The sequence below is a fragment of the Variovorax sp. GW821-FHT09B01 genome, from assembly GCF_059418345.1.
Genome location: NZ_JBWKPQ010000001.1, coordinates 201257 through 215907 on the forward strand (window position 1 = coordinate 201257; position 14651 = coordinate 215907).

Below are 14651 nucleotides of genomic sequence, written 5' to 3' on the forward strand. Positions count from 1 at the left end.
TGTGCATGACCTCCACCACAGCCACCCCCGAAACACCCGGCGCGCACGGCGCCGATCCCGATGGCCGGCCCGCGATCCGCGAGGGCGCGACCGGCAGCGCGGCGCTCGTCGTCGCACCGAAGCACCTGGCCAGCGCCTTCGCCGAAGAAAGCGGCGAAGCCTATCCGCGGGTGCTCGCCACGCCGGCCCTGGTCGGCCTGCTCGAGCGCGCCTGCGCGGCGATCCTCGTGCCCGCCCTGCGCGCGGGCGAGATGTCGGTCGGCCACCGGGTCCAGCTCGTGCACGGCGCGCCCACGGCGCCCGGCCAGGTGGTTCGCGCGAAGGCGACCTTGCTGCGCCGCGAGAAGCGCCTCTACGTGTTCGAGGTCGAGGCGCGCGACGACGCGGGCGTCGTGGCCACGGGCGAGCATTCGCGCGCGATCGTGCCGGCCGCCGCGGTGGAGGCCACGGCGCTGCGCCGCGCGAACGACGCCGCGGAGGCTGCGCGATGAGCACCGCCGCGATGCTGCATCCCGAGGTCGAGACGCTCGCGCCCGCGACCCTGCGTTCGCTGCAGGAAGCGCGCTGGACCGAGCAGTGGCGCTACGTGCGCACCAGCTCGGTCTTCTACCGGCGCAAGCTGTCGGGCTGGCTCGACCGCGCGCTCACGCTCGACGAGCTGCAGGAACTGCCGCTGACTGAGAAGGACGAACTGCGCCTGAGCCAGGAGGCCGACTACCCGTTCGGCGACTACGTGGCCTGCGCCGAGAAGCGCGTGGTGCGGCTGCACCGCACCTCGGGCACCACGGGCCGGCCGCTGATCCTCGCCAATTCGCGCCGCGACGCCGAGATCGTGGCCGAGGTCGGCGGCCGCTCGATGTGGGCCTCGGGCCTGCGACCCAGCGACCGCGTGGTGCATTGCCTCAACTACTGCATGTGGACCGGCGGCTTCACCGACCACACCACGCTCGAGGCGGCCGGCGCCACCGTGCTGCCCTTCGGCGTGGGCAACACGCGGCAGTTGATCGATGCCATCCTCGACCTGAAGATCACGGCGATCTCGTGCACGCCGTCCTATCCGGCGCTGCTCGAGAGCGTGCTGCGCCAGCACTATCCGGGGTTGCAGCCGGCCGACCTGGGGTTGAAGCTGGGCCTGTTCGGCGGCGAGGCGGGGCTCGACAACGCCGAGTTCCGCGCGCAGATGGAGGCGCGCTGGGGCTTCAAGGTGCGCAACGCGAACTTCGGCCTGTCGGAGGTGATGAGCATCCTCGGCGGCCAGACCGACTGGACCACCGACCTGCTGTTCCATGCCGGCGACGTGGTGTTCGCCGAGATCCTCGATCCCGCCACCCTGCAGCGGCTGCCGATCCGAGAAGGCACGGTCGGCGAGCTGGTCTGCACCCACCTGCGCAAGGAGTGCCAGCCGCTGGTGCGCTACCGCACGCGCGACGTGGTGACGGTGACCGGCACCGAGCCCGGTCCCGACGGCCGCACTGCCTGGCGCTTCCGCGTCAGCGGGCGCACCGACGACATGTTCAACGTGCGCGGCATCAACGTGTTTCCGAGCGCTGTGCGCGCGGCGATCGAATCGCTGCCCGCGCTGAGCTCGGGGCACTTTCGCATCGTGCTGCGCGGGCCCGGCCCCTACGACCGCGTCGAGGTGCGGGCCGAGGCCGCCGCGGGGCTCGCGCCGGCCGACTGGGACGCGGCCGCGCGCCGCCTGGAGATCGCGGTGCGCGAGCGCGCGGGCGCCAGTGCGCTGGTGGAGATGGTGCCGTTCGAGTTCTACGAACGCACCGACGGCAAGACCCAGTGGGTCGAGAAGCACTGAAGACCCGCCAGGGACCAACGAACGAGCAAAGGATTTTTCGCCATGGACTACGTCACCCTCGAAACCAGCGACGGCATCGCGCACGTGCGGCTGCAGCGGCCCGAGCGCCTCAACGCCATCAGCGCCGTGGTGCTCGACGACCTGCACGAGGCGCTGCGCGAGGCGCAGTCCTCGGCCGACGTGCGCGCAATCGTGTTCTCGGGCGCGGGCCGGGCCTTCTGCGCCGGCGACGACCTCAAGGAGTTCGGCGAGCAGACGCGCACGCCGGCCTCGATCCGCCATCACATCGAGCGCATCCAGACCATCACGCGCGACCTGATGTTCGGCGGCACGCCGGTGATCGGCGCGATCCACGGCTTCGCGGTCGGCGGCGGCTTCGAATGGCTGCTGAACTGCGACCTGGTGGTGGCCTCCGAGGACCTGGTGTGCTTCTTTCCGGAAATGGACTGGGGCCAGTTCGTGACCGGCGGCGTGACCTGGCTGCTGCCGCAGGCCGTGGGCCACCAGCGCGCGATGGAGCTCTGGCTGCTGGGCGAGCGCCAGTCGGCCGCCGACCTGCTGCGCCTCGGGCTCGCGAACTGGGTGGTGCCGCCGGAGCGGGTGCTGGCGCGCGCCTTCGAGGTGGCGGCGATGGTGGCCTCGAAGTCGCAGGGCTCGGTGTCGCGGCTCAAGCGCGTGGTGACGATGCAGGCGCAGTCGAACCTCGCGGTGGCGCTCGAGCTCGAGCAGGAGGCCACCGTGGCCGCCTTCGCCACGCCTGACGCCGCCGAGCGCGTGCTGAAGTTCGGCCGTCGCGCCTGAGCAGGGAGACCGCGATGAACGTCCGCGCCATCACCTTCGACTACTTCGGAACGCTGGTCGACGTCGACCGCGGCGGCATGGCCGGCATCGAGGCCGTGCTGGCCGAGGCCGGCCTGCGCACCGAGCGGCCGCTGTTCGAGCTCTACCTCGACTGGGACATCCGCAACGTGCAGCGCTACCGCGGCGGGCGTTGGCGCCCCTACCGCCAGGTGGCGCGCGAGGCGCTGCGCGAGACGCTCGAGGCCATCGAGCCCGGCGTCACGGCGCGGCTCGACATCGACCTGCTCAACGAGCTGTACCTCGGCCACCTGGTCGAGTCGGCACCGCCCCATCCCGAGGTCGAGGCCATTCTTCAACGGCTGGCCGAGCGCTTTCCGCTGATGCCCATCACCAACATGGACAGCGACCTGTGGCAGCGCAGCCAGCTCGTGCGCTTCTTCGACCAGGTCACCACGGCCGAGATGGCACGGGCCTACAAGCCCTCGGAATCGATCTTCAGGCTCGCGCTCGACCGCCTCGCGGTGCCGGCGGAGTCGGTGCTGCATTGCTCGCTCGCGAGCTGGGCCGACATCGACGGCGCCAAGCCGCTGGGCATGCAGGTGGCCTGGATCAACCGCGGCGCCGAGCGGCTGAGCGTCTGGCAGCCGCGGCCCGACCACGAGTTCCCCACTCTCGAGGGCGTGCTCGCCCTCCTGGATTAGTCCGATCTTTCCCATTCACTTCGAGGTACAGAACCATGCGCCGTCTCCTGCTTCTTGCTGCTTCCCTGGGCCTGTGGGCCTCCCTCCTGCCGGCCAGCGCGCAGGACCTGGTCGTCAAGATCGGCCATGCCGGCCCGCTCAGCGGTCCGCAGGCCAACGCGGGCCGCGACAACGAGCGCGGCGTGAAGCTCGCCATCGCCGATCTCAACGCGCAGGACTTTCGCATCGGCGGCAGGCGCGCGCGCTTCGAGCTGGTCTCGGAGGACGACCAGGGCGACCCGCGCACCGGCACCCAGGTGGCGCAGAAGATGGTCGACACCGGCGTGCGCGCGGTCATCGGGCACTACAACTCGGGCGTCTCGATTCCCGCCTCGCGCATCTACAGCCAGGAGGACATCCCGATGATCACGGGCGCGTCCTCGAACCCGCAGCTCACGCGCCAGGGCTTCGCGAGCATCTTCCGGCTCGCGGCCAACGACAACGTGATGGGCGCGGCCATGGCCGAGTTCGCCGCCGCGCGCGGCCTGCGCAAGGTGGCGGTGATCGACGACCGCACCGCCTACGGCACCGGCGTGGCCGACATCTTCGTGCAGACCGCCAAGGGGCTGGGCCTCGAGGTGGTGGGGCGCGAGTTCACCAACGACAAGGCCACCGACTTCACCGCCATCCTGACCAAGTTCAAGGGGCTCGCGCCCGAGGCGGTGTTCCTCGGCGGCTACTACGCGCAGGGCGCGGGCGTCGCGCGCCAGATGCGCCAGCTCGACATCAACGCGCTGCTGCTCGGCGGCGACGGCATCTGCACGGCCGAGGTGGTGCCGCTGGGCGGCAAGCTGCTCGAAGGCCGCTACTTCTGCGCGCAGAGCGGGCGCCCGCTCGACAGCCTGCCGGGCGGCCCGGCCTTCCGCGAGCGCTTCACCAAGACCTTCGACGCGCCGATCGATGCCTATGCGCCGGCCTTCTACGTGGCGACGCTGGTGGTCGCGCGCGCGATGCAGCAGGCCGGCAGCGACGAGCCGAAGAAGGTCACGGCCGCGCTGAAGACGCTGAAGATGGAGTCGATGCTCGGCCCGGTGCAGTTCGATGCCACCGGCGAGTGGCTCAAGGCGCCGGTCACGGCCTACCAGATCGCCGGCGGCAAGCTGGTGCCGGTCGAGCGCAAGCCGTGAGCGCGCGCGCCCCGGCGGATGGCGCCAGCGTTCCGCCGCCCGCGCTTCCTTGGCAGAATCGGCGCGACCGGTCGGCCGCGGCGTCCTCGCCACGCGCACCGGGCTGACGAGGACAAGGAACGCGATGACGCCGATGCTCGACGAGGTCTGGGACGTGCTGGTCGAGCGGGCGGTCGCCCAGGACCACGGCGCGCTGCTGTTCGGCGCGGGGCGCGTGCTGCGGCGCGCCTGGACCGCGCCCGGCATCGAGGCTTCGGCGCTGATGGCCGCGCTGCCGGCCGAGGGCGCCGCGTGGGCGCCCTGCCTGCCGGTGGCGCAGCCGCGGGGCTTCGATCGCCTGCACCTGCGCGCCGCCGCCTCGAAGAGCGGCGAAGCGCTGTTCGTGGCGCTGCTCGCGCGGCCGGACAGCGCGGAGCTCGGCGACGAACTGCGCCTGCTGGCCCACCTGTGGGCCGCGGCGCATTCGGCCGAGTTGGTGGCCGAGCAGCAGGGCGCGCTGCTGCAGGAGCAGTCGGCGATCGTCGAGCACATCACCGACGGTCTGCTGGTGGTCGACCGCGAGCTGATCGTCAAGCACATGAATGCCGCGGCCGGCCGCATCCTGAGCCTGCATCCGCGCGAGAGCATCGGCAAGCCCTTCGGCTCGCTGCTCGATTTCGCGCCGATCATCCAGCCGCTGCTGGAAACCGGGGAGGGCTACATCGACCGCGAACTGATCATCGACTCGCCGCAGCGGCACCTGCACCTGGTCGACACCGCGGTGCCGATCAAGAACGCGGCGGGCCAGGTGGTGTCGATCGTGAATTCGTTTCGCGAGATCCAGCGCGCGCGCCGCATGGCCGACCGCATCGCGGGCAACCATGCGCGCTACAGCTTCGACGACGTGGTGGGCACGGCGCCGCCGCTGGTGGCCGCCGTCGAGGCCGCGCGCAAGGCCGCGCGCGGTTTCGCCAACGTGCTGCTGATCGGCCAGAGCGGCGTCGGCAAGGAGGTCTTCGCCCAGGCCATCCACAACGCCAGCGCGCGCGCCGCGGGGCCTTTCATCGCGATCAACTGCGCCGCGCTGCCGCGCGACCTGATCGAGAGCGAGCTGTTCGGCTATGCGCCCGGCAGCTTCACGGGCGCCACGCGCGAGGGCCGGCCCGGCAAGTTCGAGGCGGCCAGCAGTGGCACCATCTTCCTCGACGAGATCTCCGAGCTGCCGATCGACGTGCAGGCCAAGCTGCTGCGCGTGCTGCAGGAGCGCGAGGTGGTGCGCGTGGGCGACACGCGCAGCATCCCGATCGACGTGCGCGTGATCTCGGCCAGCAACCGCGACCTGCAGGCCATGATCGAGCGGCGCGAGTTCCGCGAGGACCTCTACTACCGCTGCCACGTGATCGGCATCGAGCTGCCCTCGCTGCGCGAGCGGCCCGAGGACGTGCCGGTGCTGGTGCACCACTTCTTGCGCAAGTACGCGCAGCTGCTGCGCAAGAACGTGTTCCGCGTTTCGCCGGCCCTGATGCAGCGGCTGGTCGCGCATCCGTGGCCCGGCAACGTGCGCGAGCTCGAGAACACCGTCGAGCGGCTGGTGAACATGACCGATGCCGAGACCGCCTGCGTCGACGATCTGCCCGCATGGTTCTCCGGCGGCCCGAAGCCCGACGCCGCGCCGCCGCCGCCGGTGGGCCCGGCCTCCGAGGTGCGCACGCTCGAGGAGGTCGAGAAGGAGGCGATCGCGAATGCGCTGCGTGCCTGCGGCTTCAACGTGACCGAGACCGCGCGCCGGCTCGGCATCGCCAAGCCCACGCTCTACGCGAAGATCCGCGGCTATGGGCTGCGGCTGCAGCGCGGCGGGCGCGGCGCCTTCGATGCCGAGGAGGCGCGGCCGGCCGGGCACTGACCCCGATGGCATGGGCGCGAAGGCGTCCGGCACCGGGCGGCTGCCAGCGCGTTGAATGTCCAACAAGGCGCACTTTGCGAATGGCAAATTGCGCATTCCGCCGGATCGGGCAATGCTGCGGCCATGACTACCGAGACCTCCGTCGACCTTCGGGCCTGGATCGGCCGCACCGAGCGCAGGGGCGACGACGTGGGCGCCGCGTCCCTGTCGGCGCTGGCCGCCACGTTCGACCGGGATGACCTCGCCTTCAACCTGGGCAGCGACGTGCCCCCGTTGTGGCACTGGCTGCACTTCATCCCGCTGGCGCGCCAGGACCAGATCGGCGTCGATGGCCACCCGGTGCGCGGCGGCTTCCTGCCGCCGATCGCGCTGCCGCGCCGCATGTGGGCCGGCGGCGAGCTGCAGTTCCATCATCCGCTGCAGGTGGGCGACGAGATCACGCGCCAGTCGCGGATCCTCGACGTGGATGCCAAGCAGGGCAAGAGCGGGCCGCTGGTCTTCGTCAAGGTCCGCCATGAGATCTCGAATGCCAGGGGCCTGGCCATCACCGAGGAGCAGGACATCGTCTATCGCGACATGCCGGCCGCGGGCGCGCCCGCCCCGGCGGGAACGAAGGCGGCGACGGACGAGGACTACCGCGAGACCGTCGTGCCCGATCCGGTGCTGCTGTTCCGCTATTCCGCGCTGACCTTCAACGGCCACCGCATCCACTACGACCGGCCCTACGCCACCGAGGTGGAGGGCTACCCGGGCCTGGTGGTCCATGGCCCGATGGTGGCCACGCTGCTGCTGGGGCTCGCGAGCCGACGGCTGCCGCAGCGCCGCGTGCGCGGCTTCGCCTTCCGGGCCGTGCGTCCCCTGTTCGACACCGCCGCCTTCGAGCTGTGCGGCAAGGCCGAGGCCGACGGTTCCCAGAAACTGTGGGCACGCAACCATGACGGCGCGCTGGCGATGGAAGCCCGCGCCAGTTTTTTCTAACCAGCAAGCAAGCAGCGATCCAATGACGAAGAACGCCGTCGACAAGTACCAGGACATCCGCGATGCCGTGCGCGCACTCTGCGCCGAGTTTCCCGACGAATACCACCGCAAGATCGACGAGCAGCGCGCCTATCCCGAGGCCTTCGTCGATGCGCTGACCAAGGCCGGCTGGCTCGCGGCGCTGATCCCCGCCGAGTACGGCGGCTCTGGCCTGGGCCTGACCGAAGCCTCGGTGATCATGGAGGAGATCAACCGCTCGGGCGGCAACTCCGGCGCCTGCCACGGACAGATGTACAACATGGGCACGCTGCTGCGCCACGGCTCCGAGCAGCAGAAGCAGCTCTACCTGCCCAAGATCGCCTCGGGCGAATGGCGCCTGCAGTCCATGGGCGTGACCGAGCCCACGACCGGCACCGACACCACCAAGATCAAGACCACGGCCGTGAAGAAGGGCGACCGCTACGTCGTCAACGGCCAGAAGGTCTGGATCTCGCGCGTGCAGCATTCGGACTGGATGATCCTGCTCGCGCGCACCACGCCGCTGGCCGAGGTCAGGAAGAAGTCCGAGGGCATGTCGATCTTCCTGGTCGACCTGCGCGCGGCCGAGAAGAGCGGGATGACGGTGCGGCCGATCCCGAACATGGTGAACCACGAGACCAACGAGCTGTTCTTCGAGAACCTCGAGATCCCGGCCGAGAACCTGATCGGCGAGGAAGGCCAGGGCTTCAAGTACATCCTCGACGGGCTCAATGCCGAGCGCACGCTGATCGCGGCCGAGTGCATCGGCGACGGCTACTGGTTCATCGACCGCGTGACGAAGTACGTCAACGAGCGCGTGGTGTTCGGCCGCCCGATCGGTCAGAACCAGGGCGTGCAGTTCCCGATCGCCGACGCCTACATCGAGGTCGAGGCCGCCAACCTCATGCGCTTCAAGGCCTGTGAGCTGTTCGATGCGCACCAGCCCTGCGGCGCGCAGGCCAACATGGCGAAGTACCTGGCGGCCAAGGCGAGCTGGGAAGCGGCCAACACCTGCCTGCAGTTCCATGGCGGCTTCGGCTTCGCGAACGAATACGACATCGAGCGCAAGTTCCGCGAGACGCGCCTCTACCAGGTCGCGCCGATCTCCACCAACCTGATCTACGCGTACGTGGCGGAGCACCTGCTCGGCCTGCCGCGTTCCTTCTGAGCGCCATGACGCGAACCCAAGGCAGGCGTCCGCTCGAAGGCATCACCGTCGTCACGCTCGAGCACGCGGTCGCGGCGCCCTTCGCCACTCGCCAGCTCGCGGACATGGGTGCGCGGGTCATCAAGATCGAGCGCCCGGGCGCCGGCGACTTCGCGCGCGCCTACGACCGGCGGGTCCGGGGCGAGGCCTCCTATTTCGTCTGGATCAACCGGTCCAAGGAAAGCATCACCCTCGACGTCAAGCAGCCCGAGGCGCGGCAGGTGCTCGCCAAGCTGCTGGGCCAGGCCGACGTGCTGGTGCAGAACCTCGCGCCCGGCGCCGCGGCGCGGCTCGGCCTGTCCGAGGAAGCGCTGCGCCCCGCGCACAAGCGCCTGATCGTCTGCGACATCTCGGGCTACGGCAGCGCGGGACCGTTCCGCGACAAGAAGGCCTACGACCTGCTGATCCAGGCCGAGGCCGGCCTGCTGTCGGTGACCGGATCGCCCGAGGAGATGGCGCGCGCCGGCATCTCGGTGGCCGACATCGCCGCCGGCATGTATGCCTACAGCGCGGTGCTGGCGGCGCTGATCCAGCGCGGCATCACCGGCGAGGGCAGCCACATCGACGTGTCGATGCTCGAGTGCCTCGCCGAATGGATGGGCAACCCGCTCTACTACGGCTTCGAGGGCCAGCCGCAGGCCGCGCGCGCGGGCGCCAGCCATCCGAGCATCTATCCCTACGGCCCGTTCACCGCGGGCGACGGCAAGACCGTGCTGTTCGGCCTGCAGAACGAGCGCGAGTGGAAGGCCTTCTGCGAACAGGTGCTCGCGCACCCGGAGCTGGCCACCGACGAGCGCTTCGATGCCAATGCCAAGCGCAGCGCCCACCGGGTGGAGCTCAAGCAGTTGATCGAGTCGCTGCTGCAGCCGCTGACGGCGGCCCAGTGCATCGAGCGGCTCGATGCCGCCCACATCGGCAACGCCAGCGTCAACGACATCGCGGACGTGTGGGCCCATCCCCAGCTGCGCGCCCGCGAGCGCTGGCGCGAGGTGAGGTCGCCGGTCGGGCCGATCCCGGCGCTGAAGCCGCCGGCCGACAACGACCGCTTCGCGCCGCGCATGGACCCGGTTCCCGCGCTGGGCGAGCACACCGATGCCATCCTGCAAGCGCTGGGCTATGGTCCCGAAGACATCGCGCGCCTGCGTGCCAGCCAGATCCTCTGAAAGAACCTCCGACATGACGACTTCGAACACCCCCGAGTCCATCCTGGCGCGCTTCGCCGCCGACCTGAAGGCCGAGGACATCCCGCCGGCCGTGCTGCGCCGCGCCGAGGACCTGTTCCTCGACTGGATCGGCTCGGCACTGGCCGGCAAGGGCGCGCGCCCGGTCGAGACCATCACCCGCTTCGCATCCGCCATGGGCGCGGGCGATGGCCGCAGCGAGATCCTGATCCACCGCACGCGCTCCAGCCCCCTGATGGCCGCGATGGCGAACGCGGCCGCCTCGCACTTCGCCGAGCAGGACGACGTGCACAACGGCTCCGTGTTCCATCCGGCGGCCGTGGTGTTCCCGGTGGCGCTGGCGATCTCCCAGGCGCATGGCCTCAGCGGCGCGCAGCTGCTGACCGCGGCGGTCGCCGGCTACGAGGTCGGCATCCGCGTCGGCGAGTTCCTGGGCCGCTCGCACTACAAGGTCTTCCACACCACCGGCACCGCGGGTGCGGTGGCGGCCGCGGTGACGGCCGGCCACCTGCTGGCGCTCACGCCCGACCAGATGCTGCATGCGATCGGTTCCGCGGGCACCCAGGCCTCGGGCCTGTGGGAGTTCCTGCGCGACGCCGCCGATTCGAAGCAGCTGCACACGGCGCACGCGGCCGGCGCCGGCCTCACGGCCGCCTACCTCGCCAAGGACGACTTCACGGGCGCGCGGCGCATCCTGACCGGCGCGCAGGGCATGGCCGCGGGCATGTCGATCGATGCCGATCCGGCCCGGCTCACGGACGGCCTCGGTACGCGCTGGGCGCTGCCCGAGACCTCGTTCAAGTTCCACGCCTCGTGCCGCCACACGCATCCCGCGGCCGATGCACTGCAGCAGCTCCTGCAGCGCCACCAGCTCGCGGCCGGCGACGTGAAGGCGGTGACGGCGCAGGTGCACCAGGCCGCCATCGACGTCCTCGGCCCGGTCACGGATCCGCAGACCGTGCACCAGTCGAAGTTCTCGATGGGCACCGTGCTCGGCCTGGTGGCCGTGCATGGCCGTGCGGGCCTGGCGGAGTTCGACGGGCACTTCAAGGACGCCGCGGTCTCGGCCTTCCACGACAAGGTGCGCATGGTCCTCGACCCCGAGGTGGACCGGGCCTACCCGGCGCGATGGATCGGCAAGGTGCATGTTGATACCATCGACGGCCGTCGTCTCGAGGGCCGCGTCGACGAACCCAAGGGCGATCCCGGCAACACCCTCGAGCGCCATGAACTGGAAGAGAAGGCGACGCGCCTGGCGCTCTACCGCCACGGCGCCACGGCCGCCGAGATGCAGAGCGTCATCGGCTGGGTCTGGTCGCTGATGTCGGTGCCGCGCGTCGGTCCCCTGCTGGAGCCCGTCGTTCCTCGTTGACGCAGGCAAGGGCGGCGGCGGGCGAGGGGCAAAGTCGGAAAGCAAGATGATCCATTTCGATCTGGTAGACCTGCGGCTGTTCCTGGCCATCGCCGAAGCCAACAGCCTCACGCGCGGCGCCGAGGCCACGTTCATGTCGGTCTCGGCGGCGAGCATCCGCGTCAAGAACCTCGAGGAAAGCGTGGGCACCAAGCTGCTGTACCGCAGCAGCCAGGGCGTGACCCTCTCGCCGCCGGGCCAGGCGCTGGCCTATCACGCGCGCCTGGTGGTCGGCCAGCTCGAGCACCTGCGCAACGACCTGCAGGAGTACGCGAGCGGCATCAAGGGCCATCTGCGCGTGTTCGCGAGCACGACCGCCATCACCGATTTCCTGCCGGCCGTGATGAGCCGCTACCTCATCACCCATCCCGACGTGAACGTCGACCTGCGCGAGCGCGGCAGCGGCGACATCGTGCGCGCGGTGTCCGACGGCCACACCGACATCGGCATCGTCTCGGGACGCGTGCGCACCGAGGGGCTCGAGGTCGTGCCCTATCGCGAGGACCGGCTGGTGCTGGTGGTGCCCGATGGCCATGCGCTCGCGGCCCGCTCGCCGGTGCCCTTCGCCGAGACCCTCGAATACGAGCACGTGGTGCTCAACGAGGGCACGGCCATCCATTCGTTCCTGAACCAGATCGCCCGCGACATGAACCGCGTGCTCAAGCCGCGCATCCAGGTCGGCAACTTCGAGGCCTGCTGCAAGATGACCGAATCGAACGTCGGCATCAGCATCATGCCGGGCACCTCGGCCGAGCGTTACCGGCAGTACATGGCGGTCCAGGTCATCCAGCTCGAGGACGACTGGGCCCTGCGCAACCTGCAGATCTGCTTTCGCAGCCTCGAGGCGCTGCCGGGCTTCGCGCGCGACCTGGTCGAGCTGCTGAAGGCCGATGCGTTGTCGGCCACGCGGTCTTCGGGCGGCGAGGCCGATTGATTTTCGGACCCCGGGCTCGAGCAGGGCGCGAGCACCGGGTCGCTCTTCTTCATGACTGCGCCGCTGCCGCGCCGGCCAGCCGCAACGCACGTTCGCCCGCTTCCTGCACGATCGCCTGGGCACGCATCATGACGGGGCGGTCCACCATCCTGCCGTCCACCGCGACGGCGGCGCCTGCCGAACGCGCGGCCGCCTCGAGCACGCGGCGCGCCCAGGCGAGTTCCTCGGCGGTGGCGCAGAAGGCCGCGTTCACCGCGCCCACCTGCTTCGGGTGGATGCACAGCTTGGCGCCGAAGCCGAGCCTCCGCGAACGCAGCGTGTCGGCCGCGAGCGCGGCCTGGTCGTCGATCGACGTGCTGACGCCATCGATGGGCGCGGCCAGCCGGGCCAGGCGCGAGGCCATCACCAGCTGCGCGCGGTAGGGCAGCAGTTCGAGCTCGTCGCCCGAGATGCCCAGGTCGAGCTGGAAGTCGATCGAGCCGAACACCAGCCGCTGCACGCCCTGCGCCCGCGCGATGGTGTGGACGTTGTGCAGCCCGGTCGCGGTCTCGATCATCGGAAACACCGCCGTGCCCGCGCCGATGCACGACACGCTGAACACCTCGTCGATGCGCTCCGTCTTGGGCAGCATGATGCCCGCGACACCGGGCAGCCGGGCCAGCGCGAGGTCGTCCTTGAACCAGGGCGTGTCGGCCGCGTTGATACGGACGATCACGCGATGGTGGGCCGCCAGCCAGGCGGCCACGGCATGGCGCGCCTCGGTCTTGTTCTCGGGAGGCACCGCGTCCTCGAGGTCGATGACGACGGCATCGGCGCCGCAGGCCAGCGCCTTGTCGAAGCGGTCGGGACGGTTCGCGGGCACGAAGAGGAAGGAGCGTTGGGGCAGTGTCATGGTTTCGCCAGTGAGTTCGCCCTGAAGAATGCCCACCGCGCGCGGGCCGCGCAATTTGCGCTTCCACAAGCCGCCATTGCGCGTGGCCAAACACCGGCCGGGCCGTCTTGATCACTCCTGAAGTGCCTGTTTGCGAATCGCAAATGGCGCCGCGCGCATCGATGTAGGAAGCTTCGTCCACCGATATGAAACGCTACTCACACTGGATCGACGGCCAGGATGCCGCCCCCCTCGGCGGCAGCTGGTTCGAAACACACAACCCCTACACCGGCGAGGCCTGGGCCGAGATCGCCTCGGGCAACGCGGCCGATGTCGATGCCGCCGTGCAGGCGGCGCACCGGGCCTTCACCGAGGGGCCCTGGTCGAAGCTCACGGCCACCGAGCGCGGTGCGCTGCTGCGCCGCGTCGGCGACCTGATCGCGCGCGATGCGCGCCGGCTGGCCGAGATCGAGGTGCGCGACAACGGCAAGCTGCTGGCCGAGATGCTGGGGCAGCTCCACTACATCCCGCAGTGGTTCTACTACTTCGGCGGCCTGGCCGACAAGGTCGAGGGCCGCGTGATGCCGCTCGACAAGCCGGGCTACTTCAACTTTACGCGCCGCGAGCCGCTCGGCGTGGTGGCCGCCATCACGCCCTGGAACTCGCCGCTGCTGCTGGCCACTTGGAAGATCGCCCCCGCGCTCGCCGCCGGCTGCACGGTGGTGATCAAGCCCTCGGAATTCACCTCGGCATCGAGCCTGGAGTTCGCGCGGCTGTTCGAGGAGGCGGGCTTTCCGGCCGGCGTGGTCAACGTGGTCACGGGCTTCGGCCGCGAGGTGGGCGCCACGCTCGTCGAGCATCCGCGGGTCGCGAAGATCACCTTCACCGGCGCCGACGCCACCGGCCGCGCCATCAACGAGGCGGCCGCGCGCCAGTTCAAGCACGTGAGCCTGGAGCTCGGCGGCAAGTCGCCCAACATCGTCTTCGCGGACGCGAGCCTCGACGACGCCGTGAACGGCGCGGTCTCGGGCATCTTCGCCGCCACCGGCCAGACCTGCATCGCGGGCTCGCGCCTGCTGGTGCAGGACGCGGTGTACGACGAGGTGGTCGAGCGCCTGCTGGCGCTGGCGCGCACCGCGCGCATGGGCGACCCGATGTCGCTGGACACCCAGGTCGGCCCGGTGACCACGCGGCCCCAGTACGACAAGGTGCTGAGCTACATCCAGATCGCGAAGGACGAGGGCGCCCGGCTGCTGCTCGGCGGCGGTCCCGCCACGGGCGAGGCCTGCGGCACCGGATGGTTCGTGCAGCCGACGATCTTCGGCGACGTCGACAACGGCATGCGCATCGCGCAGGAAGAGGTCTTCGGCCCGGTGCTCTCGATCATCCGCTTCCAGGACGAGGACGACGCGGTGCGCATCGCCAACGACGTGCGCTTCGGGCTCGGCTCGGGCGTGTGGACGCGCGACATGGGCCGCGCGTTCCGCATGTCCGAGCGGCTGCAGGCCGGCATGGTGTGGATCAACACCTACCGCGCCGTGAGCTTCATGTCGCCGTTCGGCGGCTACAAGGATTCGGGCCTGGGCCGCGAGAACGGCATGGACGCGATCAACGAATACCTGCAGACCAAGAGCGTCTGGATCAACACCGGCGCGGCGACGGCCAACCCCTTCGTCATGCGCTGAGCATCG

The 14651-nt window shown here is 70.3% G+C and carries 13 protein-coding genes; 12 read left to right on the plus strand and 1 reads right to left on the minus strand.

Annotation, left to right across the window (positions count from 1 at the left end; translation table 11 throughout):
- Positions 1-5: 5 nt before the first annotated feature.
- The 11 genes from AC07RV_RS00795 to AC07RV_RS00845 all read left to right on the plus strand — a co-directional run bounded on the left by AC07RV_RS00795 (position 6) and on the right by AC07RV_RS00845 (position 12089).
- Positions 6-491, plus strand: coding sequence for a thioesterase family protein (locus AC07RV_RS00795; RefSeq protein ID WP_296783697.1), 486 nt, complete (start codon positions 6-8; stop codon positions 489-491).
- The gene (locus AC07RV_RS00800; RefSeq protein ID WP_296783694.1) at positions 488-1810 is read left to right on the plus strand and encodes a phenylacetate--CoA ligase family protein; all 1323 of its coding nucleotides are present in this window, start codon (positions 488-490) and stop codon (positions 1808-1810) included. Before AC07RV_RS00795 ends, AC07RV_RS00800 begins: the two co-directional genes overlap by 4 nt.
- A gap of 42 nt (positions 1811-1852) precedes the next feature.
- The gene (locus tag AC07RV_RS00805; protein ID WP_296783691.1) at positions 1853-2611 is read left to right on the plus strand and encodes an enoyl-CoA hydratase/isomerase family protein; all 759 of its coding nucleotides are present in this window, start codon (positions 1853-1855) and stop codon (positions 2609-2611) included.
- 14 nt (positions 2612-2625) lie between these two features.
- Positions 2626-3312, plus strand: coding sequence for an HAD family hydrolase (locus AC07RV_RS00810; protein ID WP_203207648.1), 687 nt, complete (start codon positions 2626-2628; stop codon positions 3310-3312).
- A gap of 35 nt (positions 3313-3347) precedes the next feature.
- Positions 3348-4478 carry a branched-chain amino acid ABC transporter substrate-binding protein gene (locus AC07RV_RS00815; protein ID WP_208510110.1) on the plus strand — a complete coding sequence of 377 codons (1131 nt, stop codon included), beginning with the start codon at positions 3348-3350 and terminating at the stop codon, positions 4476-4478.
- A 124-nt stretch (positions 4479-4602) separates the two neighbouring features.
- The gene (locus AC07RV_RS00820; protein WP_296783685.1) at positions 4603-6360 is read left to right on the plus strand and encodes a sigma-54 interaction domain-containing protein; all 1758 of its coding nucleotides are present in this window, start codon (positions 4603-4605) and stop codon (positions 6358-6360) included.
- Between the two features lie 123 nt (positions 6361-6483).
- Positions 6484-7338, plus strand: a complete 855-nt coding sequence (locus AC07RV_RS00825; protein WP_296783683.1) for an HTD2 family dehydratase — start codon at positions 6484-6486, stop codon at positions 7336-7338.
- A gap of 22 nt (positions 7339-7360) precedes the next feature.
- Positions 7361-8524: an acyl-CoA dehydrogenase family protein gene (locus tag AC07RV_RS00830; RefSeq protein WP_296783680.1), complete on the plus strand. Its 1164-nt coding sequence runs from the start codon at positions 7361-7363 to the stop codon at positions 8522-8524.
- A gap of 5 nt (positions 8525-8529) precedes the next feature.
- Complete coding sequence (locus AC07RV_RS00835; protein ID WP_296783677.1) at positions 8530-9726, plus strand: CaiB/BaiF CoA transferase family protein; 1197 nt, start codon at positions 8530-8532, stop codon at positions 9724-9726.
- Positions 9727-9739: 13 nt separating this feature from the next.
- On the plus strand, positions 9740-11116 hold the full coding sequence (locus AC07RV_RS00840) for an MmgE/PrpD family protein (protein WP_296783675.1): 1377 nt from the start codon (positions 9740-9742) through the stop codon (positions 11114-11116).
- Positions 11117-11162: 46 nt separating this feature from the next.
- Positions 11163-12089, plus strand: coding sequence for a LysR family transcriptional regulator (locus AC07RV_RS00845; RefSeq protein ID WP_093345440.1), 927 nt, complete (start codon positions 11163-11165; stop codon positions 12087-12089).
- Between the two features lie 49 nt (positions 12090-12138).
- On the opposite strand, the gene AC07RV_RS00850 is transcribed toward AC07RV_RS00845, so the two are convergent.
- On the minus strand, positions 12139-12981 hold the full coding sequence (locus AC07RV_RS00850) for an HpcH/HpaI aldolase/citrate lyase family protein (protein ID WP_296783670.1): 843 nt from the start codon (positions 12979-12981) through the stop codon (positions 12139-12141).
- 185 nt (positions 12982-13166) lie between these two features.
- On the opposite strand from AC07RV_RS00850, the gene AC07RV_RS00855 reads away from it, so the two are divergent.
- Positions 13167-14645: an aldehyde dehydrogenase gene (locus AC07RV_RS00855; protein WP_296783667.1), complete on the plus strand. Its 1479-nt coding sequence runs from the start codon at positions 13167-13169 to the stop codon at positions 14643-14645.
- The last annotated feature ends 6 nt before the right edge of the window (positions 14646-14651 follow it).